Annotated in this window: 22 protein-coding genes; 16 read left to right on the forward strand and 6 right to left on the reverse strand. The window is 49.5% G+C overall.

All coding sequences use genetic code 11. The features are described from left to right. The first annotated feature begins 1 nt into the window (after position 1). The 10 genes from nuoE to ACMXI2_RS07860 are packed head-to-tail and all read left to right on the forward strand — an operon-like array spanning position 2 to position 11543. Positions 2-466 (forward strand): NADH-quinone oxidoreductase subunit NuoE, encoded by a 465-nt coding sequence (nuoE, locus tag ACMXI2_RS07815; protein WP_079468119.1) that lies wholly within the window; start codon positions 2-4, stop codon positions 464-466. Between the two features lie 2 nt (positions 467-468). Then, complete coding sequence (gene nuoF / locus ACMXI2_RS07820) at positions 469-1749, forward strand: NADH-quinone oxidoreductase subunit NuoF (RefSeq protein WP_483781136.1); 1281 nt, start codon at positions 469-471, stop codon at positions 1747-1749. Beyond that, positions 1730-4423, forward strand: a complete 2694-nt coding sequence (nuoG, locus tag ACMXI2_RS07825; protein ID WP_483781137.1) for an NADH-quinone oxidoreductase subunit NuoG — start codon at positions 1730-1732, stop codon at positions 4421-4423. The genes nuoF and nuoG overlap by 20 nt, the downstream gene beginning before the upstream one ends. Before the next feature lie 4 nt (positions 4424-4427). Then, the gene (gene nuoH / locus ACMXI2_RS07830; RefSeq protein WP_483781138.1) at positions 4428-5378 is read left to right on the forward strand and encodes an NADH-quinone oxidoreductase subunit NuoH; all 951 of its coding nucleotides are present in this window, start codon (positions 4428-4430) and stop codon (positions 5376-5378) included. 10 nt (positions 5379-5388) lie between these two features. Next, on the forward strand, positions 5389-5904 hold the full coding sequence (nuoI, locus tag ACMXI2_RS07835; protein ID WP_483781139.1) for an NADH-quinone oxidoreductase subunit NuoI: 516 nt from the start codon (positions 5389-5391) through the stop codon (positions 5902-5904). Beyond that, positions 5901-6431: an NADH-quinone oxidoreductase subunit J gene (gene nuoJ / locus ACMXI2_RS07840; RefSeq protein ID WP_483781140.1), complete on the forward strand. Its 531-nt coding sequence runs from the start codon at positions 5901-5903 to the stop codon at positions 6429-6431. The genes nuoI and nuoJ overlap by 4 nt, the downstream gene beginning before the upstream one ends. After that, positions 6428-6736 carry an NADH-quinone oxidoreductase subunit NuoK gene (gene nuoK / locus ACMXI2_RS07845; protein ID WP_079468113.1) on the forward strand — a complete coding sequence of 103 codons (309 nt, stop codon included), beginning with the start codon at positions 6428-6430 and terminating at the stop codon, positions 6734-6736. The genes nuoJ and nuoK overlap by 4 nt, the downstream gene beginning before the upstream one ends. A 13-nt stretch (positions 6737-6749) precedes the next feature. Next, entirely contained in the window at positions 6750-8639 is a 1890-nt protein-coding gene (gene nuoL / locus ACMXI2_RS07850) for an NADH-quinone oxidoreductase subunit L (RefSeq protein WP_483781141.1), read from the forward strand. 23 nt (positions 8640-8662) lie between these two features. Next, positions 8663-10117, forward strand: coding sequence for an NADH-quinone oxidoreductase subunit M (nuoM, locus tag ACMXI2_RS07855; RefSeq protein WP_483781142.1), 1455 nt, complete (start codon positions 8663-8665; stop codon positions 10115-10117). Continuing rightward, the gene (locus ACMXI2_RS07860; protein WP_483781143.1) at positions 10104-11543 is read left to right on the forward strand and encodes an NADH-quinone oxidoreductase subunit N; all 1440 of its coding nucleotides are present in this window, start codon (positions 10104-10106) and stop codon (positions 11541-11543) included. The genes nuoM and ACMXI2_RS07860 overlap by 14 nt, the downstream gene beginning before the upstream one ends. On the opposite strand, the gene ACMXI2_RS07865 is transcribed toward ACMXI2_RS07860, so the two are convergent. The 3 genes from ACMXI2_RS07865 to ACMXI2_RS07875 form a co-directional block, all read right to left on the reverse strand. After that, positions 11540-13984, reverse strand: coding sequence for an outer membrane beta-barrel protein (locus tag ACMXI2_RS07865; RefSeq protein ID WP_483781144.1), 2445 nt, complete (start codon positions 13982-13984; stop codon positions 11540-11542). The two genes, ACMXI2_RS07860 and ACMXI2_RS07865, sit on opposite strands and share 4 nt — an antisense overlap. A 52-nt stretch (positions 13985-14036) precedes the next feature. Continuing rightward, entirely contained in the window at positions 14037-14315 is a 279-nt protein-coding gene (locus ACMXI2_RS07870; protein WP_483781145.1) for a hypothetical protein, read from the reverse strand. Between the two features lie 74 nt (positions 14316-14389). Continuing rightward, a complete protein-coding gene (locus ACMXI2_RS07875; protein WP_483781146.1) occupies positions 14390-15658 on the reverse strand; it encodes an aspartate kinase in 1269 nt (422 codons plus the stop codon). Positions 15659-15797: 139 nt separating this feature from the next. Here ACMXI2_RS07875 and fbp point away from each other — a divergent pair, with 139 nt between their 5' ends. The 5 genes from fbp (at position 15798) to ACMXI2_RS07900 (ending at position 19414) form a co-directional block, all read left to right on the forward strand. Continuing rightward, positions 15798-16808 (forward strand): class 1 fructose-bisphosphatase, encoded by a 1011-nt coding sequence (fbp, locus tag ACMXI2_RS07880; RefSeq protein ID WP_483781147.1) that lies wholly within the window; start codon positions 15798-15800, stop codon positions 16806-16808. 158 nt (positions 16809-16966) lie between these two features. Next, positions 16967-17455 (forward strand): CAP domain-containing protein, encoded by a 489-nt coding sequence (locus ACMXI2_RS07885; RefSeq protein ID WP_483781148.1) that lies wholly within the window; start codon positions 16967-16969, stop codon positions 17453-17455. An 81-nt stretch (positions 17456-17536) separates the two neighbouring features. Continuing rightward, complete coding sequence (locus ACMXI2_RS07890; RefSeq protein WP_483781149.1) at positions 17537-18301, forward strand: ABC transporter ATP-binding protein; 765 nt, start codon at positions 17537-17539, stop codon at positions 18299-18301. Positions 18302-18316: 15 nt separating this feature from the next. After that, positions 18317-18844 (forward strand): YfiT family bacillithiol transferase, encoded by a 528-nt coding sequence (locus ACMXI2_RS07895; RefSeq protein ID WP_483781150.1) that lies wholly within the window; start codon positions 18317-18319, stop codon positions 18842-18844. A gap of 12 nt (positions 18845-18856) precedes the next feature. Beyond that, entirely contained in the window at positions 18857-19414 is a 558-nt protein-coding gene (locus ACMXI2_RS07900; protein WP_483781151.1) for an NUDIX hydrolase, read from the forward strand. A 1-nt stretch (position 19415) separates the two neighbouring features. On the opposite strand, the gene ACMXI2_RS07905 is transcribed toward ACMXI2_RS07900, so the two are convergent. From ACMXI2_RS07905 to ACMXI2_RS07915, 3 genes are all read right to left on the reverse strand, one after another. Further along, positions 19416-20705: a bifunctional folylpolyglutamate synthase/dihydrofolate synthase gene (locus ACMXI2_RS07905; protein ID WP_483781152.1), complete on the reverse strand. Its 1290-nt coding sequence runs from the start codon at positions 20703-20705 to the stop codon at positions 19416-19418. A 1-nt stretch (position 20706) separates the two neighbouring features. Continuing rightward, positions 20707-22179: a DUF5723 family protein gene (locus tag ACMXI2_RS07910; RefSeq protein WP_483781153.1), complete on the reverse strand. Its 1473-nt coding sequence runs from the start codon at positions 22177-22179 to the stop codon at positions 20707-20709. Between the two features lie 186 nt (positions 22180-22365). Next, entirely contained in the window at positions 22366-23253 is an 888-nt protein-coding gene (locus tag ACMXI2_RS07915) for a hypothetical protein (RefSeq protein ID WP_111578773.1), read from the reverse strand. A 142-nt stretch (positions 23254-23395) separates the two neighbouring features. On the opposite strand from ACMXI2_RS07915, the gene ACMXI2_RS07920 reads away from it, so the two are divergent. Continuing rightward, a complete protein-coding gene (locus ACMXI2_RS07920; RefSeq protein WP_483781154.1) occupies positions 23396-24616 on the forward strand; it encodes an MFS transporter in 1221 nt (406 codons plus the stop codon). The last annotated feature ends 66 nt before the right edge of the window (positions 24617-24682 follow it).

The following is a 24682-nucleotide window of genomic DNA, read 5'->3' on the forward strand; positions in this document are numbered from 1 at the left end:
TATGCTTTCTGCTATTGAAATAGAACAGATCACACATGAAATGCAGCAGGTGCCTGTGAAAAAAGCGGCCTGCATTGAAGCATTAAAAATTGTACAGGGGCAGCGCCGCTGGGTATCTGATGAAAGCGTGGCAGACATTGCCGCTATACTGGACATGAGCACGGCGGAAGTAGACAGTGTAGCTACTTTCTACAACCTCATCTTCCGGCGGCCGGTAGGCAGGCACGTGATCCTGTTGTGCGATAGTATCAGCTGCTACGTGATGGGCTATACGGAGATCAAACAACAACTGATGGAACTGCTGCAGATCAAATACGGACAAACCACACCTGATGAACGTTTTACGCTGCTGCCCAATGCTTGTCTTGGTACCTGCGACCATGCACCGGCAATGATGATAGACAACGACCTGTACAGGGATCTGACAACAGCTTCCCTTTCACAAATACTGGATCAATATTTATAAAGATGGAAAAACCGCTCACACAACATATACCCGCTTCCGGAGCGCCTCTTCACCTGAAGGAGTATGAAGCAGTGGGCGGCTATGCCGCATTACGTAAAGTATTGCAGGAGCTCACTCCTGCGGAAGTAACCGGCAAGGTAAAGGACGCCAATCTCAAAGGCCGTGGCGGCGCAGGTTTCAGCACCGGTATGAAATGGAGTTTTGTTCCGGCAGCAATAACCGGCCCGCGTTACCTCATCTGTAATGCCGATGAGATGGAACCCGGCACCTTCAAAGACCGCTGGCTACTGGAAGGCAACCCGCACCAGTTGCTGGAAGGAATGATCATTGCCGCTTATGCCATACAGGCCACACAGGGTTTTGTGTTTATGCGCTGGGCATACAAAGAAGCAGCGCAGATCATGAACCAGGCAATTGCAGATGCCTACGCCGCAGGATATCTCGGTAAAAATATACTTGGTAAAAACTACAACCTGGAGATGCAGCTGCATACAGGCGTTGGCAGATATATGTGCGGAGAAGAAACCGCGCTGCTCAATTCGCTGGAAGGGAAACGCGCTGTACCCCGCGCCAAACCGCCCTTTCCACAGGTAAGCGGGTTATTCGGCAAACCTACTATTGTGAACAACGTGGAAACGTTGTCTTATATACCGCATATTATGAGCAAGGGAGGCGACTGGTTCAAATCATTGAGCTATACCGCCGACGGGGGTACGAAAATATATGGTGTAAGTGGAAAAGTAAACAAGCCCGGCGCCTGGGAACTACCTATGGGCGTTACTATGCGGGAATTACTGGAGGAACATGCGGGCGGCATGAAAGCGGGTTTCCGTTTTCGCGGTGCACTGCCCGGTGGCGCTTCCACTGATTTCCTAACGGATGTTCACCTCGATGTGAAAATGGATTTCGCAGGAGTAGCTGCCGCGGGAAGCCGCCTGGGTACCGGCACTATGGTGATACTGGACGACCGCACCTGCCCGGTGGGGTTTGTACATAACCTGGAGCATTTCTTTGCACAGGAGTCGTGTGGTTTCTGCACGCCCTGCCGAGAAGGACTGCCCTGGACAGAGAAGATACTATACGCACTGGAACAGGGACAGGGCACTTATGCAGACCTGGAGCAACTGGAAATGCATACCAGTTTGTTAGGCCCGGGTAATACTTTTTGCGCCCTGGCGCCCGGCGCTATGGAGCCGTTGCAAAGCGCGCTGAAATATTTCCGGGAGGATTTTGAACAACACATCAAAGAAAAAAAATGTCCATATGCCGATCATACACATTGATAATAAATCTTACGAAGTAAAGGAGGGAAAGAACCTGCTTGAAGCTTGCCTGTCGCTGGGTTTAAACCTTCCTTACTTTTGCTGGCACCCTGCCCTGGGTGCGGTGGGCGCCTGCCGTCAATGCGCCGTTAAGGTGTTTAAAGATGAGGAAGATAAGAAGGGCCGGATCATCATGTCGTGCATGGAGCCGGTAAAAGATCAGCTTCGTTTATCCGTTGACGATACCGATGCCCGCAACTTCCGGGAGCATGTGATCGGCTGGCTCATGACCAATCACCCGCACGACTGTGCCGTATGTGATGAAGGCGGCTCCTGCCATTTGCAGGACATGACGGTAATGACAGGCCACTCTTACCGCGATTATCATTTCACCAAACGAACTTACAACAACCAATATCTCGGACCATTTCTGAATCATGAAATGAACCGATGCATCCAGTGTTACCGTTGTGTGAGGTTTTATAAAGACTTTGCCGGAGGTAAGGACCTGGATGTATTTGCCGCGCATAACCACGTGTATTTTGGCCGGCAGGAAGAGGGCACGCTGGAAAGCGAGTTTAGCGGCAATCTTGCCGAAATATGCCCTACCGGTGTGTTTACGGATAAAACGCTGAAGCAGCATTATACCCGTAAATGGGATCTGACCTCTGCTGCTTCGGTATGCCAGGGCTGCGGCCTGGGCTGTAACATCATTGCCGGCGAGCGTTATGGCGCCGTGCGACAGATCACCAACCGGTTTAATGGCGCGGTAAACGGTTATTTCCTTTGCGACCGTGGCCGCTATGGCTACGAATTTGTGAACAGCGGACAACGGATCAAAACGCCGATGGTGCATCATGGCCCTGCAGATAAGGCCAATGGCATCCCGGTGCTGCAGCATGTACATCAACGGATGACGCCAGGGAAGACCATCGGCATCGGATCGCCGAGAGCTTCCCTGGAATCCAATGCCGTACTGAAAGAACTGGTAGGAGAAGAAAACTTCTACCTGGGTGTATCCGCGGCAGATCACGACCTGGTATCCCTTTCCCTCAGAATACTGCAAGAGGGACCGGTGCGCAGCGCCTCCCTGCAGGAAGCGGCAGCAGCAGATGTAGTGCTGATCCTCGGTGAAGATGTAACCAATACGGCGCCAATGCTGGCCTTGTCGGTGCGGCAGGCGGTACGCCGTATCCCCGTGGAAGATGTGATCAACCATATCCACATGCCCGCCTGGCAGGATGCCGCGGTGCGGGAAGCCGTGCAGGACAGCAAAGGCCCCCTGTATATTTTAAATGTACAGGAAACAAAACTGGATGAACTCGCAAAGGGAGCCTATCATACCGCCCCTGATAATATTGCCCGTATAGGCTTTGGCGTTAGCCACCTGCTGAGCAGCAAAATGCCGGAAGTAAAAGGGATGTCGGAGCAGGGAAAAGCGATTGCCACAGAAATAGCTGCTGTACTGAAAGCAGCCAGGAACCCGCTTATCATTGCAGGTTATGGCGGCGGCAGTGAAGCCATCATCAAAGCTGCCGCCAATGTAGCGTGGGCGCTGCGCGACCTGGGTATTGATGCCATGCTTACTTACACGGCGCCGGAATGCAACAGCGTAGGGCTTGAAATGCTCGGCGGTCACCGCCTGGATTCGGCGGTAGACCGTGCCTTGAATAATGAAGTGGATACGGTGATCGTTTTGGAAAATGACCTGTACCGCAGGCTGAACCAGCACCGTGCCGAAAAGTTTTTTGGAAGGGTAAAGGACGTGATCCTGCTGGATCATCTTTACAATCCTACCGCTGAAAAAGCAACCATTATTTTACCGGCCGGCACGTTTGCAGAATCGGATGGTACATTGGTTAATAACGAAGGCCGCGCCCAGCGCTTCTTCCAGGTATTTGCGCCCGACTCCGCGGTGCAGGAAAGCTGGCGCTGGCTGTTGCAGATCGCCGCGATTAATGGTCATGCTTCACTCTCTGCATTGGAGCACCTCGATGATGTGGTGAGCCATATTGCACACGCATACAAAAAATTTGAAGGGATAGATAACCTTGCACCGCATGCCGATTTTCGCATTGCCGGCCAGAAGGTACCACGGGAACCGCATCGCTTCAGCGGCCGCACCGCTACACAGGCCAATGTAAATGTAAGCGAGCCACGCCCGCCACAGGATGCCGATACGGCGCTATCTTTTACAATGGAAGGATACCGGGGAGAACCCCCTTCTTCCATGATTCCTTTCTTCTGGGCGCCGGGATGGAACTCGGTACAGTCGGTGAATAAATTCCAGGTGGAAACAGGCGGACCGCTGCACGACGGTAACCCCGGCAAACGGCTCATTGAACCTCACGCCAACGGACATACGCCATTTTATACAGAGGTGCCGGAACCCTTTCTGCCACTCAAAGAACACCTGTTACTGGTACCACTCTATCATATTTTCGGATCGGAAGAACTGAGTGTGCATACACCGGGCATTGCAGAACGCGTTCCTGCCCCCTACATCATGTTGCACAGTGAAGACGCAAAGCGGTTGCAGGTAACCGCCGGATACCTGCTGCATTTCACCGATAACGGTCATCAATATACGTTGCCGGTGATCATTAACGATACATTACAGGAAGGCGTTGCCGGAATACCTGTGGGTCTTCCCGGCATGCAGATTTCAGAGGCGCCGCAACTGATAAAAGTATAATGCTATGATAAACATTTGGTGGATAATAGGCGGGGTGCTTTTTGCACTGTTAAATACGGCGGCCGGTCTTATTTGGGTGGAGCGCCGGATGCTGGCACTGTGGCAGGACCGCTACGGACCTAACAGGGCCGGGCCTTTCGGTCTGCTGGTGGTGTTGGCAGATACTATCAAGTTGTTTTTTAAGGAAGACTGGATTCCACCGTTTGCCGATAAAGTAGTGTTTGTATTTGCCCCGGGCGTGGTGATGGGGAGCGTGCTCATGAGCTTTGTGGTGATGCCTTTTGCACCAGGCATTGTGGTGGCGGACCTGAACATAGGGTTGTTGTTTTTCCTGGCCATGTCTTCCCTGGGCGTGTACAGCGTGGTATTGGGCGGCTGGGCTTCCAATAATAAGTATGCGTTGCTGGGCGCTATGCGCGGGGCTTCGCAGATGATCAGCTACGAGGTGTTTATGGGACTGGCGCTGATGGGCGTAGTGGTATTGAGCGGCTCTTTTAATCTTGCTGAAATAGTGGAGGCGCAGCGGAAAGTGTGGTTTATCATTCCGCAGTTTATAGGCTTCCTCATTTTCCTGGTGGCAGGCGTAGCAGAAACGCATCGTTTGCCTTTTGACATTCCGGAAGCGGAAAGTGAGCTGGTAGCAGGTTTTCACGCTGAATATTCCGGGATGAAGTTTGGTATGTTCTTCATTGGTGAATACCTGGGCGTAACGTTGATCTCCGGCATGCTGGTAACCCTCTATTTCGGTGGCTGGCTTGGACCTGCTTTTCTGCCGCCGGTATTATGGTTTGTGATAAAAACGTTTGCCTTTATCATGCTGTTCATCCTGTTTCGTGCCTCCATGCCGAGGCCGCGGTATGACCAGCTGATGGAGTATGGCTGGAAGGTATTGTTTCCTTTGTCGATTTTGAACCTGATGGTAACAGCTGCCATTAAGCTGTGGTTAAATACTTAAAAAGAAAAACATGTTTAGTCTGGTAAGAAGTATGTGGCTGATATTCCTGCATATGTTCCACAAGCGGGAAACATTTCAGTACCCGGAACAGAAGGCGCCGTTACCGGCCCGCTGGCGGGGCCGCATTGCGTTAACCCGTGATCCGGATGGAGGTGAGCGATGTGTGGGTTGTTACCTGTGTGCCGCGGCCTGCCCGGTGGATTGTATCTCCCTGCAGGCAACAGAAGACGATGCCGGCAGAAGGTACCCGGAGTTTTTCCGGATCAATTTCTCCCGGTGTATTTTCTGTGGCTTTTGTGAAGAGGCTTGTCCTACGTATGCGATACAGTTATTACCCGATTTTGAGATGGCGGAATATAACCGTCAGAACCTGGTATATGAAAAAGAGGATCTTCTCATCAACAGTGAGGGCAAGTATCCTGGATATAACTATTACAATGTAGCCGGTATGGCCATCCGTGGAAAAGATAAAGGCGATGCACAACAGGAAGAACCACCGGTAGATATTAAAAGCCTGATACCATGATAGGAACTGCATTTTATATTGCTGCGTTAATTGCGGTGTTGTCTACCGTAATGGTGATCACCCGGTATAATATTATGCATGCCTTGTTGTATCTCGTGGTGTCTTTACTGGCGGTGGCGGTGGTGTTGTATCTCTATGGTGCGCCTTTTATGGCAGCACTGGAAGTGATTGTGTATGCAGGCGCTATTATGGTATTGCTGATTTTTTTTGTGATGATGCTGAACCTGGGGAAAGAGTCGGCCGCGCAGGAGAAGCTATGGCTGAAGCCGCGCATCTGGATCTTTCCATCGTTGCTTTGCATTATCCTGCTGGGAGAGCTGGTATTCCTGGTGCTGCAGAACCGTCAGCCGGTATCCGGCGTCCAGGTCGTGAATCCGAAAGCCGTGGGCATTGCATTATTCGGCCCTTATATCCTGGCGGTGGAACTTACCGGGATGTTGCTGATGGCGGGCATTGTAGGGGCTTATCACTTAGGTCGTCAGAAAGAAAAAACATTGCACCGGTTCCTTGAAAATAATCAATCATGATAGTACATCCTACCACAGCAGGCATGCTGCTTGCCGGCGTTTTATTTGTGCTGGGGCTGATCAGTATACTGGTTCGCCGCGACATTATTTTTATGTTGCTGTCGGTGGAGATAATGCTGAACGCAGCCGGACTGGCTTTCGTAGTGGCTTCTTCCCACTGGGGCACCGCCGACGGACAGGTGATGTTCATCTTCATACTGGCTATGGCTGCAGCGGAAGTATCGGTAGGACTGGCATTGATCTTACAGTTATATCATCAGCTCAAAACACTGGACAGCGACGAAGCAGCAAAAATGAACGGATAAAATATTCAATTGTATGTTTCCTGCACTCATACCGCTCATTCCTTTTATAGGCGCTTTCCTGCTCATGCTTGGCTGGAAGCGTTTCGACCGTATAGGCGTTACCGTGATCGGATGCGGCAGTATCGCATTAGCGGCCATTGTGGCCATCATAATTGCCATACAGTTTGCGGCGAACGGTGAACAGGCTATTGTTCAGCATGCCGGCAACTGGCTGGAAGCCGGTGGATTTAAGACAGGTTTCGATTTCCGGATGGATGCCTTGTCGGTGGTATTTGTGCTGGTGATCACCATTGTGGGTTTCCTGATTCATGTATATGCATCCGGTTATATGCATGATGAACCGGACTACGCCCGCTTCTTTGCCTGTATGAACTTATTTGTAGGCGCTATGCTTACGCTGGTGATGGCAGATAATTTATTGTTGCTGTACTTTGGCTGGGAAGGTGTGGGTCTTTGCAGTTACCTGCTGATCGGTTTCTGGTATAAAGATCCTGCCAACGGGTATGCAGCGCGGAAAGCTTTTATTGTAACACGTGTAGGCGATACCGCTATGGCCATTGCTTTGTTTATGTTATTTCAGTACACCGGCACATTGAGTATTCCCGGCTTATTGGAAAGCAGTACACATATCTGGTCAGCGAACGACGGGGTGATTACTATTATTGCTTTGCTGCTGTTGGGTGGCGCGGTGGGTAAGTCGGCCCAGTTGCCGTTGCAGACATGGTTGCCGGATGCGATGGCCGGGCCTACGCCGGTGAGTGCATTGATCCATGCCGCTACAATGGTTACAGCGGGTGTTTATCTTATTGCACGTACACATACTTTGTTTGAACTGGCGCCGGCAGCGCAAACCACTACTGCCGTGATAGGCGCTATCACACTGGTGCTGGCGGGTTTCAGCGCGCTGGTGCAAACGGATATAAAAAGGGTGCTGGCTTATTCCACGGTGAGCCAGATCGGGTATATGTTCCTGGCGCTGGGTTGCGGCGCATGGTCGGCTGCAGTATTCCATTTTGTTACGCATGCTTTTTTTAAGGCGCTGTTGTTCATGGCTGCGGGTGCTATTATTGTAGCGTTGCACCACGAGCAGGATATGTTTAAGATGGGCGGATTGAGGAAGCAGCTGCGCAGTGTTTACTGGGTATTTTTGGTTGGCTGTGCTTCCCTGGCGGCAATTCCTTTTGTAACAGCGGGATTTTACAGTAAGGATCAGATCATCTGGTTGTCGTGGTCAGCGGCAGGGGGCCATGTGGCTTTCTGGCTGGCGGCCTTGCTGGGCGCGTTACTCACGGGCATGTACACTTTCCGCATGTTCTTCCTGGTATTTTATGGAGAAGAAAAAACGAAGGTCCATCACCGGCCGGGAAGCAGTATGATGATTCCGCTGTATATTCTGGCGGTATTATCCACTGTTGCCGGGTTTATAGAACTGCCGCATACGATGGGGCATGTAACGTTGTTCACTAACTGGCTGCAGCCGGTGTTGCCGGCGGTATCCATGTTGCATGAGAGCCTTGCGATGGAATGGACTTCGCAGGCATTATCGGCTTTGCTGGCGCTGGGTGGTATAGGGTTGGCCTATGCCTGGGTGGTGAAGCATCCCAAAGGTATGTCCGATTTCCTTGAGATGCCTGCCATCATGTGGCTGCGCGGCTACTGGAGCAGGGGATGGGATTTCGACGAATTGTACAATGTGCTGCTGGTACGTCCTTTTGTGTACCTGTCGCGTATCAATAAAAGGGACCTTATAGACACGCTCTATACCGGGCTGGCGGCGTTTATGGAATGGTGCCATAACGTGCTTGCACGTACGCAGAGTGGTTTGCTGCGATGGTATATACTGGGCGTGGTGCTGGGTGCGGTGGCGATATTGTCGGTACTGATCTGGCGGATTTATATATAACTGGAACGATTAAACGAAAAGTTATGATATTGCTGGTATTGATATTAATCCTTTTTGGCGCCGCGTTATTGTCGTGGGTAGCCGGCGTGAAAAACCACGCTGCGAGCCGCTGGATAGCCCTTTGCAGCCTGCTGGTAAACCTCGGGATTATTGCAGGGGTGTGGGTGGAACATAGCCATAGCAGCAGCAGCCGGTGGTGGTACCAGTTCCGCATGGATTGGATACCGCACTTTGGTATCAGCCTGCACCTGGCGATGGATGGACTAAGTATGCTGATGCTGGGGCTGACATTTTTCCTGGGAGCGCTGGCGGTATTAATTTCCTGGAAAGAAATTCAGACCCGCGTAGGGTTCTTTCACTTCAACCTGTTGTTTGTGCTGTGTGGTATTACGGGTGTTTTCCTGACGATGGATCTTTTCCTGTTTTATTTTTTCTGGGAGATGATGCTGATACCGATGTACTTCCTGATTGGTATCTGGGGTCATGAGCACCGGGAATATGCGGCCAACAAGTTTTTCCTGTTCACACAGGCCGGAGGCTTGCTGATGCTGCTGGCAATACTCGGTTTGTACTTTATACATAAAGCTAACACCAACGTATATACGTTTAATTATTTCGATCTGCTCAATACGCCCATGACGCCCTTTATGGAACGCTGGCTGATGCTGGGTTTCCTGGTTGCCTTCCTGGTAAAACTGCCGGCGGTGCCTTTTCATACCTGGCTGCCGGATGCGCATACGGAAGCGCCTACTGCGGGCAGTGTGGTGCTGGCCGGGCTGCTGCTGAAAACGGGCGCTTATGGCATCCTCCGGTTTGTGTTGCCGCTGTTTCCTGCTGCGGCAGCAGAGATAGCGCCTGTGGCCATGTTGCTGGGCGTGATAGGTATCCTGTATGGTGGCATGCTGGCCTATGCGCAAACAGATCTTAAAAGACTGATCGCCTACACCAGTGTAAGTCATATGGGTTTTGTACTGCTGGGAGCTTTCGCCTTCAACGAAATCGCTTACCAGGGTGTAGTGATGCAGATGATTACCCACGGCATCAGCACCGGTGCTCTATTCATTATTGCCGGAGCATTGTATGAGCGCATACATACCCGCAACCTCCGGCAGATGGGCGGGCTCTGGCTGCAGTTACCATTGATGGGCAGCGCTGCCATGATTTTTGTAATGGCATCTCTTGGTTTGCCGGGGTTAGGCAATTTTGTAGCGGAATTCCTGGTGCTGCTGGGTAGCTGGCAGGCCAATCATGTGCTTACCATCCTGGCTACTATTGGCCTGGTGGTGGCAACGGCTTATTCGCTGCGCATTATGCAGAAAGTTTTCTTCGGTCCGTGCGACCGGCAATATGCCATGCCCGATTTAAACGGGCGTGAGCTGGTGATCATAATAGCATTGGTAATAGTAATATGCTGGCTGGGCTTCCATCCGCAACCGGTATTGAACACTTCCCAAAACATTGACTATGTCGTTCGCTGATTTTTTAAGCCTGGGGCCGCTGATAACCTTATGTGCTGCGGCAGTGATAGCCATGTTGCTGGTAGCAGCCTGGCGTAATCACCGCATCGTGTACAGCTTTTCCCTTCTTGCTTTTGGTATGGCTATGGCGGCGGTGATTCCCGCCATTAAGTATATTCCGCACCCGGTGCCACCGCTGCTGGTGATCGATGAGTTTTCCCTCTTTAATTCCGGGTTGATCCTGGTATCGGGGTTTATTATCCTGTTGTTGTCGTTTAACTATTTTGAAGAAAGGGAAGAGCGGAAGGAGGAGTACTACATCCTCCTGATCCTGGCTACTATTGGCGCTTTGGTGCTGGTGGTGAGCCGTCACTTTATGTCGCTGTTCCTGGGCCTGGAAATACTGAGTATCAGTTTGTACGGATTAATTGCGTACCTGCGTGCCCGTGAGCGGTCTGATGAAGCGGGGATCAAATACCTGATGCTGGCGGCGTTGTCGTCTGCATTCCTGCTGTTTGGGATGGCGCTGGTGTATGCGTTTACCGGCCATATGGATTTCCCCGGAATAGGCGCGGCTTTACGGGAGGCTGGTTATTTGCCGGTGAGCGTGATGGCGGGTTTTGGTTTGATGCTGATAGGAGTGGGTTTTAAACTGGGTATTGTTCCTTTTCACATGTGGGCGCCGGATATTTATGAGGGTGCGCCGTTGCCGGTGGCGGCGTTTATTGCTACTGTTTCCAAAGGAGCTATGCTGGTGCTCCTGATCCGTTTTTACCAGGACATTCACGGTAACGACTACCCGATGTTGTGGTGGATAGTGGCTATTATTGCGGTGGGGTCTATGTTTGCGGGCAACTGGCTGGCACTCACACAGCAGAATATCAAACGTATCCTGGCGTATTCTTCTATTGCACATATGGGTTATATCCTGGTGGCTTTTTTGTCGGGCGTACAAACCGGGCTGGAGGCATTGGCATTTTACCTGGTGGCTTATTTTATTACGAGCATCGGCGCTTTTGGGGTGGTGATTGTGATGTCGAGCAGTTCGCAGGATGCGGAAACGATTGCCGATTACAGGGGGCTGTTCTGGCGTTATCCCTGGGTGGCTACGGTGTTTACGGCGATGCTGTTATCGCTGGCGGGCATTCCGCTTACCGCAGGTTTTATTGGTAAGTTTTATGTAGTGCTGGCGGGAGTGGACGGGCACCAGTGGTTCCTGTTGTTTATGCTGGTGATCAATAGTGTAATCGGTTTGTATTATTATATCCGGCTGGTGGCGGCTATGTTTGCGGCGCCTGCACAAGGGCAACAAACAATGGTGGTACCGGCCCTGCCCGTGGCCGGTAATATTACCCTGGTTATTTTAACCATACTGTTAATAGGGCTGGGTGTATATCCTACTGCTATGATGGCGCTGATTCAGCAAATGATGCGCATCCTGGTTTAACCTGCCCTGTTCTGTTCATCGCTGGTACCGGTTTTCCTTTCGCGGGCGGCTTTAATGGTGGCGCTGCCAAATTTATAGCTGAAGGAAAGGTTTACGGTGCGGAACTGCCAGGTATTGAAGATACTCATGTTCAGGTTGGCAAATTCTGCGGCTCCGCGGTAGCTTTCGTTCCGCAGGATATTGTTGTAGCTCAGTTTTACGGTGGCATTTTTATTCAGGAACACTTTCTGAACACCCAGGTTCAGGTTGTACTGTGCATAGCCCCTGAAAATACCAAAAATAAAAGGCGAGTTATAGTAGCCCATTACTTCTACCTTAAAATCTTTTGGAAGGGTAATGGTATTGGTGCTGCTGATATAATAATTAAGGTTAGACCGGTAATAAGGATCATTTGTTACAGGATCTTCAAAACGGTATTTGTTATAGGAGAAATCCGCGTTGTTGTCGCTGGTCCACCATTTTGTAAACTGGAAGGGCAGTGTAAACAGAATACTGTAGATATCTGTTTTGTCGTAGTTACGTTCCGTGCTGATAGAGGCTTTTGTGCTGTCGTCCTGTGTAATGAATTCTTCCATCATATCTTTAATCCGGCTGTAGCGGAAGGTGGCGATGTATTTGTCTTTGAACGTATAGGCCACTTCCGCGATGTTACTGTATTGTGGCCGCAGGTAAGGATTTCCCCTGAAGTAGGTGTACTTGTCCAGGTAAAACATAAATGGATTCAGCTGGCCGTACTGCGGTCTTTCTATCCTGCGTGACATGGCCAGGCTGACTTTATTCTTATCATTCAGCTTTTGTTCCACGTTGATGTTGGGGAAGAAGTCGACATAAGAGCGCTTTACATTTGTGCCGGTCGTAAAAGAGGTACCGGTAGATTCGGTGTTCTCTACTCTCAGTCCCAGTTGCAGATTTGTTTTCTGTATTTGCTTTTTGTAAGTGGCGTATGCGGCATAAATATCTTCCTGGTAGTTAAAGCGGTCGCTTAACGCAGGCGAGGGTTTATAGTTGCCATGAAACAACGAATCGAACTGCAATACGTTGGTGGTGGTAACGAAGCTGGTTTTAGCGCCTGCTTCCAGTTTACCTTCCTTTCCGAGCGGCCAGCTCAGGTCTGCTTTCAGGCTTTTGATAAGTACCTGTGTGCCGCCCGTAGTGCGGATGCTGTTGGGGTTACGGTTCACCTGTGTTTTGGCGTCGTACAGGCTATCGTTCAGCTGCATTAAGCGGTGATTGTTGAACTGTGCGTAGTCGGCGTCAAAACTGATTTCCCTTCCGCCGGCGGTATCGAGGATTATTTTATAGTTCAGGTTAAGCGCAATGTTATCGAACTTATTGTTGTTGGTGGTGAGGGAGTTCACGATGGAATCGGGCGGCATATTTACCTGGCCCAGGTTGGCATCGCTGTAAATCTGGTTGCTAAAGGAATTTTTATAGCCGTTGGCCAGTACGCCGATAGTTTGTTTATCGGTGATAAAGTAATCCATTCCTATTTTCAGGTAGTTGTTTTTAAAGCGGTTGCGCTGAAAGATATTTTGCTGAAGATAAGTGGAACTGCCATCGCTTTCCTTTATGTTCCGGCTGTATACGCGGGTAACCTGGCGGGGATAGTCGCCCTGGTCGAAATTACCGAACAGGTTGAATTTTTCCGTTCTCCAGTTAACATTACCGGAAATGCCATAGCGGCCGTATCTCGACTGGGTAAGGGTAGCATTTACGTTGCCATTGATCCCGGTCATTTTTCCTTTTTTAGTTTTTATGTTGATGATACCGCCGTTACCGGAGGCATCGTATTTGGCAGATGGACTGGTTAATATTTCAATGGAGGCGATGCTTTCCCCTGGTGTTGTTTTCAGGAGATTGGTTAACTGTTCGCCACTGAGGTAGGTCAGTTTACCATCGATCATTACGGTTACGCTTTGTCCTTTCAGGGTTACGTTTTCGTTGTTATCTACCTGTACGCCGGGCGCACGGCGGAGCAGGTCCAGTGCGGTATTGCCGGCGGCGCTTACGCTGTTTTCGATATTCATTACTGTTTTCCCGGCAGAGCTCTCAATAAAAGGTTTCTGGGCGGTTACATTCACGGCCTGGAGATTTTTGCCCAGAGTGTTCAGGCGGATGGTATCCAGGGTAATGGCTTTATGGCCGGCATTGAGCAGAAAGGTTTTGCTGTAGGTAGTGTTGTATCCCATCTGGGACGCCTGGATAAAATAATGGCCGTAGGCTATTTTTTCAAAGGCGCAGCTGCCGTTAGTGGTGGTCAGTTCTCCTTTCACCAGGGACGAGTCTTTAATATTCCTCACCATTACGCTGGTAAAGGGGAGCGGCTTGCCTTCATGGTCTGTAATTGTCAGTGTAATTTTTCCTGCGGAGTTAGTTTGTTGTGCAAGGGTTGTTTGCACACCAATAAAAAGCATTCCCAGGGCTACGATGATTGTTCTCATACTATCGTTTCCGTTGTAAATTTCTCAAAAGCTAATACCAAAAAAGGGGCTGTTATTTTCTGCTGCAGTTCTCCTGGTAGTATTGAAGTGCCGATCTTAAAACATCCTGTATTTTGCCGAGGGGCATTTTTGTTGTCTCATTCATAACACACGACGACGGGGTAGTGGAACAAGCAGGCGTTTCCCTGAAATATCCGAGGGTGATCAGGTAAATAGGCAATTCATCCGGGTTGCTGGCGGAAAGGTAGCCACGGTTGACCATTTTCCCTCCGCATGCTATGATCAGCATAACCACGGTACTCAGGCTTAAAACGATAGCAACTTTTTTCATACCACATTTTTACTAAAGACGAACGGGTACGAAAAAAGTTGCACGGAGGGCCGGAATATTTTTACTGGATAAATTTATCTTTTCCAGAGACGCTGTATGGTAGCGGGTGAACGTTGTTCCAGGAGTATGGTGTGGCCGTCGCTGAGTTCTTCCAGCAGGCCGGTTTGGTAATAGCGTACGGTAAGTAGTTCCAATCCTTCGTTGTAAACGATTTTAAACTGCTCGTGGAGCGTTTTTATCAGGAGTTCTATCTTTTCCGGGTTATTATCGATACAGCAGGAGAAATTGATCGCTCCGTTCTGCATCAGGTTAATTTTCACCTTCAGCCTGTGGAAGATCTCATAAATATCGCTGATCTTATCTTCGGTAATAAAAGAATAGTCTTTGGAGGTGATATTCAGTAAAACCTGGTTCTTTTTCAGCACAATGATGGGGGGCAGCTGTTTTACATCTGCGGTTTCCTTGATCACGGTGCCGGGCAGGTTTTTATCCAGGAAGCATTTCACCAGCAGGGGGATCTGCTTGTTCTGCAGTGGTTTAATGGTTTTCGGGTGGATCACCTGGGCGCCATAGTAGGCCATTTCTATCACTTCTCCGTAGCTGATCTCCGGTATATTTACGGTGTTGGGGAACAGCTTTGGATCGGCATTTTTCAATCCTTCCACATCTTTCCAGATGGTTTGGCTTTCGGCGTCGAGCATATTGGCGAAAACGGCGGCGGAGTAATCGCTGCCTTCCCTGCCCAGGGTAACGCTTTCGTTTTGGTCGGTGCTGCCTATAAAGCCTTGTGCAATCACAATATTGGTGCTGTTGAACAGGGGAACCACTTTTTCGGTTACCTGCCGCTGGGTGTAGGTCCAGTCTATATTGGCGTCGCGGAAGTTATCGTCTGTACGGAAAATATCCCTTACGTCCAGCCAGGTATTGTGGATGCCTATGCTGTTAAAGAAGGCGCTTACAATGGAAGTGCTGAGCAGTTCCCCCAGTCCCACCAGCTGATCGTAATAGTAATCGTAGGTACGCAGGGGTTTTTCTCCCAGCGTCCATTCCGCTTCGGTGAAGAATTGCTGCAGCTGGATAAATAAAGGATGGTCCTTTGTTCCCAGCAGGGCTTCGGCTACATTTACGTGTTGCTGCTCGATGTTAAAGAGGAGTTGCGCGGCGATTTCCCTTTTGCGCAGGAAAAAGTTTTGAGCCACCTTTTCCAGCTCATTGGTTGTTTTAGCCATTGCAGAAATAACAATGAGGAGTTTCTCGTCCGGAAATGACTGTACAATCTGAGCCACCTGCCGGATACGTTCAACACTTTCTAAACTTGCGCCACCAAACTTGAAAACCTTCATATGATAGTTTATCTTCTTTTTAAAAATTATTTGGCAAAGTAAGACAAGTTTAGAATTGTTTTAAAATCTGTTTGCAGATAAATGACAGTTCTGTTAAAATAGTTTCAATTGACTAAATTCGCCCATACAACCTAACGTTATGAATGTTAAGCAAAAAGTAATGACACTGGATGAATTTACTATCCAGGAGTTACGGAATTACCCGGGAGCCACCGGTCAGTTATCCGGTTTACTGCGTGATATCGGTCTCGCTGCTAAAAGGGTAAATGTGGAAGTAAACAAAGCCGGTATTGCTGATATCCTCGGAGAAGCCGGCAGAACCAATGTGCAGGGCGAATCAGTAAAGAAGCTGGATGAATTTGCCAATGAGCAGTTTATCGATTCACTGGAAACCAGTATTTACTGCTGTGGCGTGGCCTCCGAAGAAAATGAAAACTTCATCCCTTTTCATGATGAGCATTCCAAAAAATCGAAATACGTGGTGTTACTGGACCCCCTGGATGGTTCCAGCAACATCGATGTGAATGTATCCATCGGTACCATTTTCTCGGTATACCGCCGGCTTACACCGGAGGGTTCGGAGTGTGAACTGGAGGATTTCCTGCAGCCGGGCACCCAGCAGATTGCTGCAGGCTACATCATTTATGGATCTTCTACGATGATGGTATACGCTACCCGCCGCAGTGTGCAGGGCTTCACCCTGGACCCGTCTATCGGGGAGTTCTGCCTGTCGCACCCCAACCTGAAATGCCCGCCTGACAGCGATATTTTCTCTGTAAATGTGGGTTATTACCACTTATATGAGCATAAAATCCGTAAGTCGATTGATCATTTTATGGCGAGGAACGAAAATGACCGTATTTACCGTCACCGGTTTGTGGGCTGTATGGTGGCTGAAATACACCGTACCCTCATCCAGGGTGGTATTTTCATGTACCCGGCTTTTGGTAAATACCCGGCCGGCCGCTTAAGGCTTTGTTACGAGTGTAATCCCATGTCGTTTATTATGGAGAAAGCCGGCGGTGTGGCAATGGCCAACGGCAAACAGCGTCTCCTGGAGTTGAAACCGGTACAGCTGCATCAGCGGATGGCTATCTTTATAGGATCCAAAACAATGATGGATACCTGGCAGCGGATCATGAACGAGTAAACATAAAAAAATAACATAAAAAACGGTGTATAGCGGATACAAAATGTCCATTATACACCGTTTTTAATTTCTGGCACCCGGCTTGCTAAACCTGGCCTGGTTTTAATAGTCATATTAGTACTCTTTATTCATTTTTAATTATTAACTATTTTATTTCTATGTCGATTTTGAAGAACCAGCGGATCATTGCATTATTAGTCGCCCTGTTGGCCGTTTTCCAGGTTAGCGCGTGTTCACGTGCCAGCCATGCGGCAGACAGTAGTAATGCAGGTGCCAGCATGGATGACCAGATCCTGTACTACACCAACAAGTTCCGTCAGTCTAAAGGGTTGAAGCCTTTACAGCTGGATGCCACCATCAGCCAGCAGGCGCGCCGCCATAGCCGGGATATGGCCAACGGCAGCACTGGTTTTGGTCATGAAGGATTTGAAGAGCGCGTGGCCAACGTTTCCAAAAAGATGGGCCGCGTAGCCAGCGCCGCTGAAAATGTGGCTTATGGCACCCTTGATGCGGAAGCGGTGGTAAATGGATGGATCAAGAGTCCGGGGCACCGTAAAAATATGCTGGGCGATTATACGCTCATTGGTATCGGCACCGCGGATAAAGGGAGGATTACCTTCTTTACACAGGTGTTTATCAAACAGTAATGGAAGCGAAGGGGACGGCCGGTGGTTGTCCCCTTTGTTCATACGCTCTTTTTTTTCGCATTCTTTCTGTAATTTGGCCGCATGGAAAAGAAAAAGATCATTGAGGTAAGTAACCTGGTAAAAAAATACGGGGAGTTTACCGCGGTAAAAGGAATCAGCTTTGAAGTGTTTGAAGGAGAGATCTTTGGCCTGCTGGGCCCCAATGGCGCCGGTAAATCCACTACCCTGGAAATTATTGAAACCCTCCGGGAAAAAACAGCCGGCAAAGTGATGGTGGGAGGTTATGACCTCGACAAAGACCCTAACGATATCAAGAAGATCATCGGCGTACAGCTCCAGAGTTCCGGCTATTATCCCGGACTGAATCTCACAGAACTCATCGAAATGTTTGGCGGCCTGTATAACCAGCCCGTGGAGCCCATGACGCTCCTGGGAATGTTTAACCTGGAAGATAAGGCCAAAGCAAAATTCAAAGAACTTTCCGGTGGTCAGAAACAACGTTTTTCCATTGCCACTACGCTGATCAATAAACCACAGATTATTTTCCTGGATGAACCAACTACCGGTCTGGATCCGCAGGCCCGCCGCAATTTGTGGGAGCTGATCCAGCAGGTGCGGAGCCAGGGCACCACCGTGGTGATCACCACGCATTATATGGATGAAGCAGAATTCCTCTGTGACCGTTGCGCCATCGTCGACAGCGGTCTTATTATCGCTATCGACTCACCGGATGCCTTGATTGATAAACTGGTATCTTCCGGTTTTGAAAGAAAAAAGGAAGTGAAGAAAGCGAACCTGGAAGATGTGTTCATTCACCTCACAGGGAAAGACTTACGCGAAGAATAAACCAACACATAACGGATGGAATCACTGAAATATCCTATTGGCCGTTTTGAACCATTACCGGACTACACGCCGGAAATGTTGCGGGGATTTATTAACGACATCCGCTATTTGCCGCAGCTGGTGGAAATTGCTGTGCAGCAACTGGACGAATACCAGCTGCAAACGCCTTACCGCCCGGAAGGGTGGACGGTAGCACAGGTAATACATCACCTGGCCGACAGCCACATGAACGGATACACCCGCATGAAGCTGGCCCTCACAGAAGAACAGCCGGTAATAAAACCTTACGAGGAACAACTTTGGGCGGAACTGCCCGATGTGAAGTTTACGCCGGTAAATGTATCCATCACCCTGTTGCATGCCCTGCACAACCGTTGGGTAAGTTTGATGGAGCATTTATCTGATGCCGACTGGGAACGTACTTTTGTACACCCCGCCAATGGCACTACGCATCATCTGAAAACCCATGCCGCCAATTATTCCTGGCATGGTAAACATCACCTGGAGCATATCCTGCGCCTGAAAGAACGAATGGATTGGTAAAGCATTGTTATTATGAATATGGACTGGAAATTACTCTCATCGGAATATCTTTTTAAGGATGCCTGGCTTACTGCACGTATAGATACCTGCGAAACGCCCGCTGGCAAAATAGTAGCGCCTTATTACGTACTGGAGTATAACAACTGGGTAAATGGCCTGGCGCTCCGGGAAGACGGGCAGGTGATCATGATCCGGCAGTTCCGGCAGGGAGTAGGCAAAACATTGCTGGAAATCCCCGGCGGCACTATGGACCCCACTGATCCGGACCCTTTATTTGCCATGAAACGGGAGATGCTGGAAGAAACCGGGTATGCTTTTAAAGAATGGGTGTCGCTCGGCACTATTGCGCCTAACACTGCTTCCAGTAACAACTACACGCATATGTTCCTGGCAATGGGAGGGGAGAAGGTGCAGGATCAGCAACTGGATCACAACGAAGATATTGAAGTGGTGATTATGCCGCTGGAAGAACTACAGCAACTGTTACTGGATAACAAGATAGTACACAGTTTGCATACCACCTGTATCTTTTACGCGTTGCTGTATCTCGGTAAAATGACGATGAAATAGCTTACATCACTTCTGCCACAATAAAAAAGCTGCCACAAACGAGGATCATATCATCCGGCTGGGCATGTTGCCTGGCTGCCTGCAGGGCCGCCTGAACGGAAGCATAAGCATGGCCCTGTAACCCGCTGGCAGCTGCCATTTCGGCCAGCGCCACTTCGTCCATCGCGCGGGGGATCTGCGCTTTACAGAAATAATAATGCGCAGCAGGCGGGAACAACGGCAGCACTTTTTCTACTTCCTTATCTTTCACAAATCCTACTACAATATGTAACTGCTGGTAGTTAACATGTCCCAGCTGCTGCATCACTTCGCGGATGCCGGCTTCATTGTGGCCTACATCCAGTACGGTGAGCGGATGCCGCTGAATAACTTCCCAGCGGCCTCTCAGGCCGGTTAGTTTCTTTACGTGCGACAATGCCCGGGTGATGTGATCCCAGGTGATGTGCCAGCCGTTTTGCTGTAATATTTTTACCGCCGATAATACGCCCATTACATTTTTTTCCTGGTAACGGCCATTCAGATCCAGTTGTAAACGGCGCATCTGCTGTTGTCGTGTATCCAGTAACGTTATAGTGAAGTGATTGCTTTCAATGGCGCCGGAAGCTTCCATCCATTCCTGGTCTGCGAAGTGAATGGGAGCATTCAGTGTGTTGGCGGTATTGATAAATACGTCCTGTACTTCAGACTGTGTTTCGCTGATCACCACCGGTATACCGGCTTTGATGATCCCGGCTTTTTCAGCGGCAATTTGCGGGAGTGTATCGCCGAGAATATTTTTATGATCATAGCTGATATTGGTAATCAGCGATAGTTCGGGCGTAATCACGTTGGTACTGTCCAGCCGGCCGCCGAGGCCCACTTCAATGATCGCAATGTCCACCGCTTCCTGCTGGAAGTAGCGGAATGCCATTGCTACGGTGAGCTCAAAAAAAGAGGGCTGGATGTTGGTAATGTGTGTGTGCATCTGTTCCGTGAAATCAACCACAAAATCTTCCGGTACCATTTGCCCGTTGACGCGGATACGTTCCCTGAAATCCAGCAGGTGGGGAGACGTATATAATCCTGTTTTGTAACCGGCCTGCTGGAAGATGGCCGCCAGCATATGGCTGGAAGAACCTTTCCCGTTGGTACCGGCTATGTGTATGGTTTTAAAGCTGTGTTGCGGTTGGTCCAGCTTATCCAGCAATGCAATGGTGTTGTGCAGGTCTGTTTTAAATGCACTGGCGCCCACCCTGGTAAACATGGGCAGCTGTGCATACAGATAGTCCAGCGTTTCTTTGTAAGAGGTCATATCAGTAATTGTTAACCACCGGGCAATCTAACTGGCGGTTACGCTTCTTAAAGAGGCCGCCACCGCCCTCACCCCGTTCGAACATGCTTGAATTTAAGCGCAAAGCTACGAAAGCATTTGCACGGTCCACATGTTTTTGAAAGAGGTTCGTAAAAATTGTGCTGGAACCAATCAGCAGGGGGCCTATGCGGATACCTGCTCCTACATCGGCCTGGCCGTTGCGGTTAATGGTGAATGGCATATAGGCGCCAAACAGGTAGGTTTCATAGCGTGGCGTAATATTGAATTGCGTTAAAGCGTATGTTTTGGAGACATCGCGGTTGCCGGCGGTTAATGCAATAACGGCATGTGCGCTGATAAAAAAGCGGCTGTCGATATTATAATCGCCCATCAGGTTGAGGGCGGTGGGCAGCATCATATTAAAAGTAGAGTCGGTGCCCAGTGGTGTGAAATAATTATTGAGCCGGCGGGCGTATTGCTGCAGGCTTTCCTTGTTCTGGTACTGGATTTCTTTTGGCACTACATTATCTTTCACCAGGCTAAGGTTGGTGTTGGTAGGAGACCTGTTATATTTTATCCTGCCGATGTCGGTAATGGAAGCGCCTATACGAAATTTGTAGTCGTCGGCGTCAGTGTTTTCAGAAGCCCCAAAGCCGCCGTTATCCGGGCGGTATTCGTAGATCACGCCGATGTCTGCGCCGATACCGTTGTTCTGGAACAGCTGGAGGTTTTTTTGTGCGGGCGACTGCCAGTCGTCCATCTCTTTATTATAACCGTAATACAGCGTACCACTGGTAATGGTGGCATTGCTGGAAGAGTTCAGTCTGAAGTTGGCATCCTTTACAGATGCGTAACCTGCGGCCACGCCACTGAGCAGTTTCAGGGTAACGCCGGCTTTCCACCGGCCGCTGTAGGTTTCTTTGATGGTGCGTGCATAACTAAAGCCCAGTTCATGCCATATATGAGAAGAAACGCCTGCCTGCGGGATACTTAAATTAGTGTTGACATAGCCCGGATTGGGAAAATCCACGCCGAAGAAGTTAGCGATAGGCGTGGTGATGTTACCACCGCTGCTACTGCTGCGCATACGCCATACAAAGGAAACGGATTGTTTTTCATCGATGGCATACAATACAGATGGGAGTGCAATTTCCGCCATTTCCCAGCCCATTTGTTTCCTGTTGGCGCCTTCATCGAGGAAGTAATCGCGGTTTCGTACGAAAGAGTCAGGCCTGTTAAACAGTAAGGATTTGGGACCGCTTACATAAGTGTTGCCAACGTTTACATCCGCACCAATAATGTTTACATCCCATTTATAACGATAGCCGGCTGCACTGGCCGGGTTGGAGAATACTCCGTAAATACCCGCATAGTTACTGTTATTATAACCCGGGAAAGTTTGCGCCACAGCGGCTTGCATCAGCACGAGCAATATTGCGGTGCCGGAAAAGATACGGTTAAGTTTTACAATCATCGTTGGCGATAAAAAATAGGTTCCTCGAAATGACACAAAAAGTTTGCTCTTGTCAGTTTTTACAATCATAGGTAGAGATGTAGGAACGAATCAGATTTCCGGATGAAGCTATGCCGTTTCGGATCAGTTCCTGGTCCGATAAATAAAACAGCTTCTTTAAAAATCTGTATATATTATTTACTCTGCTTATTCTGCTTTGAAAAAGAAGCGTATCACTCCAAACTGTTCTTCCGGCGCGTCCGGGTTGGCATTGTATTTCAGTTGTCCGCTGGAGGCAGCCTTTTTGGCTATCTCGATCAGGCGGGGGTTACTGATAGTAGATCCTTTCATACTAAAAGTGGCGGAAGTCACATTTCCCTTTTGATCTACTTTTATATTGATGGCTACATAGCCTGTTTCGGTGCCGTCGTAAGTAACCTGTGGTCTGCCGATGAGGCTTCGTCCGTTCAGGTGGAAATCGGAGCGTCCGCCGCCGAGTCCACCACCCGTGTATCCGCCGCCGTTAGGGTTACCACCCAATTGACCGCGATCGCCGGGTTTACCGGTATTACCTTCTCCTGTAGCGTTATTGGAGCCATTGGCGCTGTTACCGCTGTTGGCACTGTTGCCGGTGCCGCCCGAAAATACCGCCTTTGGTTTTGGTGCGGGAGGTGTTGGCGCCGGTGGCGTTTCTGCAGGTTTTTTTGTAGGCTTAACAGGTTTTGGTTCTAATTTCTTTGGAATTTCTTTTGGTTTCTCTACCGGCTTTTCCGGTTTTTTTATTTCCGGTGCATCCTCCTCATCCTGGGTGGCAATGTCCTGCTGAGGTTCGGTATTGGCCGGGGCGGTAGCAGCCGGACTTTCGGCAGCTGCGGGTTCCGGCGCCGCTGCACTGGGCGGGTTGGGGTTTAATGGTTGTTCGTCTCCCATGCCATCGTCGGAAGTACCCAGGTTCACTTCCATGCCCAGATCCTGATCCGGTAATGGGGGAGGTGCAGAAAAACCGGTAAATACCAGCGCCACTAACAGCAATGCATGCACGCCGATAGTGATCCCTAAAGCCTGTATATTTTTTTTACCGTTTTTTTCCTCCATGATAACCTTATTGAGTGCCTGTTGAGGCCAAAGTTAATGTTTTGATCCAGAAAAAATAATCGCTCATCAAAAGATGAATTCCGGATCTTTGCAAAAACTGTGCTGTTAATCCAATAATCGTAAATTATTTTTCACCGATTTTATGAACCTTGCCCGACAAACGATCCGTCTTTATCAAAATGCCTATACCGGTCTTGCTCCTGCTACCTGGTGGTTGTCGCTGGTATTGCTGATCAACAGGAGCGGAACGATGGTCATTCCCTTTATGACCGTATATCTTACACAACATCTTCATTTCAGTATTGCCCAGGCAGGCCTGGTTATGGCCTGTTTTGGTACCGGTGCCATAGTTGGCGCCCTTTTGGGCGGATGGCTGTCTGATAAAATCGGTTTCTACCAGGTACAGTTCTGGAGTCTTTTCTCTAACGGATTATTATTCATTTTATTGGGTCAGATGCGCACCTTTGAGCAAATATGTGTCTGCGTATTTGTGATGAGTTCTGTGGGGGATGCCTTCCGGCCGGCCAACAGTATTGCTATTGCGGCCTACAGCTCGCCGGAAAACCGTACCCGGTCCTACGCCCTGAACCGGCTGGCAGTAAACCTGGGGTGGTCGGTAGGTCCCGCTATTGGCGGTATCCTTGCCAGCTTCAGCTACCAGTTGCTTTTCTGGGTAGATGGCTTCACCTGTATGCTGGCCGCCATCCTGATGCGGATTTTCCTGCCACCGGTACCGCCGCCGCCAAAAGCGGCCAAAACAGCCGTAAAGAAGGAAGACAAGGTATGGAGGGACCATATTTACCTGTGGTTCCTGCTTTTTGCCACGGTGAACGCGATCTGCCTGTTCCAGTTTTCCAGCATTGTACCGTTATATTTTAAAGAAGTGATGCACATGGAAGAATGGGCGATTGGTCTTAATATGTCTATGAACGGGATCCTGATTGCGCTGGTGGAAATGGTGATGGTGTACCGCCTCGACGGGAAAATGCCTAACCTGGCTTTTGTGGCCCGCGGCGCCATGATGGTTTGTTTCTCCTATATGTTACTTTGTTTCCTGCCGCCGGTATGGGCGTTGGCGATGGTGTTTATGGTGGTGATCACCTTCGGGGAAATGTTTTGCCTCCCCTTTATGAATAGTTTCTGGATCGGCAGGAGCCTGGACCATAACCGCGGGCAGTATGCCGCGCTTTATACGATTTCGTACTCCCTGGCCAATATTGTATCGCCCACAACCGGGGCTTTTGTGGTGCAGCATCTCGGATTTAAGCCGTGGTGGGGAATTACGGCGCTGGGGTGTGTATTGTCGGGAGGCGGCTTTTTGTGGTTGCAGAAGAAGGTGGGGACGGGCAGTCCGAAGGTTTGAGATATTGTCCAACACTTTACCATTATTGCCACATAATCGCTAATTTTGCAGAGAAATTAGTAAAAT

Source organism: Chitinophaga sp. G7 BAM 1005 (assembly GCF_057126945.1).

What these genes read in the sequence shown, in the direction of transcription:
- nuoI (WP_483781139.1), top strand. Translation starts at nt 5,389, where the DNA reads ATGTTTAGTCTGGTAAGAAGTATGTGGCTGATATTCCTGCATATGTTC.
- ACMXI2_RS07865 (WP_483781144.1), bottom strand. Translation starts at nt 13,984, where the DNA reads ATGAGAACAATCATCGTAGCCCTGGGAATGCTTTTTATTGGTGTGCAA.
- nuoJ (WP_483781140.1), top strand. Translation starts at nt 5,901, where the DNA reads ATGATAGGAACTGCATTTTATATTGCTGCGTTAATTGCGGTGTTGTCT.
- nuoH (WP_483781138.1), top strand. Translation starts at nt 4,428, where the DNA reads ATGATAAACATTTGGTGGATAATAGGCGGGGTGCTTTTTGCACTGTTA.
- ACMXI2_RS07920 (WP_483781154.1), top strand. Translation starts at nt 23,396, where the DNA reads ATGAACCTTGCCCGACAAACGATCCGTCTTTATCAAAATGCCTATACC.
- ACMXI2_RS07910 (WP_483781153.1), bottom strand. Translation starts at nt 22,179, where the DNA reads ATGATTGTAAAACTTAACCGTATCTTTTCCGGCACCGCAATATTGCTC.
- nuoK (WP_079468113.1), top strand. Translation starts at nt 6,428, where the DNA reads ATGATAGTACATCCTACCACAGCAGGCATGCTGCTTGCCGGCGTTTTA.
- ACMXI2_RS07870 (WP_483781145.1), bottom strand. Translation starts at nt 14,315, where the DNA reads ATGAAAAAAGTTGCTATCGTTTTAAGCCTGAGTACCGTGGTTATGCTG.
- ACMXI2_RS07875 (WP_483781146.1), bottom strand. Translation starts at nt 15,658, where the DNA reads ATGAAGGTTTTCAAGTTTGGTGGCGCAAGTTTAGAAAGTGTTGAACGT.
- ACMXI2_RS07900 (WP_483781151.1), top strand. Translation starts at nt 18,857, where the DNA reads ATGAATATGGACTGGAAATTACTCTCATCGGAATATCTTTTTAAGGAT.
- nuoG (WP_483781137.1), top strand. Translation starts at nt 1,730, where the DNA reads ATGCCGATCATACACATTGATAATAAATCTTACGAAGTAAAGGAGGGA.
- nuoL (WP_483781141.1), top strand. Translation starts at nt 6,750, where the DNA reads ATGTTTCCTGCACTCATACCGCTCATTCCTTTTATAGGCGCTTTCCTG.
- ACMXI2_RS07860 (WP_483781143.1), top strand. Translation starts at nt 10,104, where the DNA reads ATGTCGTTCGCTGATTTTTTAAGCCTGGGGCCGCTGATAACCTTATGT.
- ACMXI2_RS07915 (WP_111578773.1), bottom strand. Translation starts at nt 23,253, where the DNA reads ATGGAGGAAAAAAACGGTAAAAAAAATATACAGGCTTTAGGGATCACT.
- nuoE (WP_079468119.1), top strand. Translation starts at nt 2, where the DNA reads ATGCTTTCTGCTATTGAAATAGAACAGATCACACATGAAATGCAGCAG.
- ACMXI2_RS07890 (WP_483781149.1), top strand. Translation starts at nt 17,537, where the DNA reads ATGGAAAAGAAAAAGATCATTGAGGTAAGTAACCTGGTAAAAAAATAC.
- nuoF (WP_483781136.1), top strand. Translation starts at nt 469, where the DNA reads ATGGAAAAACCGCTCACACAACATATACCCGCTTCCGGAGCGCCTCTT.
- ACMXI2_RS07885 (WP_483781148.1), top strand. Translation starts at nt 16,967, where the DNA reads ATGTCGATTTTGAAGAACCAGCGGATCATTGCATTATTAGTCGCCCTG.
- ACMXI2_RS07895 (WP_483781150.1), top strand. Translation starts at nt 18,317, where the DNA reads ATGGAATCACTGAAATATCCTATTGGCCGTTTTGAACCATTACCGGAC.
- ACMXI2_RS07905 (WP_483781152.1), bottom strand. Translation starts at nt 20,705, where the DNA reads ATGACCTCTTACAAAGAAACGCTGGACTATCTGTATGCACAGCTGCCC.
- nuoM (WP_483781142.1), top strand. Translation starts at nt 8,663, where the DNA reads ATGATATTGCTGGTATTGATATTAATCCTTTTTGGCGCCGCGTTATTG.
- fbp (WP_483781147.1), top strand. Translation starts at nt 15,798, where the DNA reads ATGAATGTTAAGCAAAAAGTAATGACACTGGATGAATTTACTATCCAG.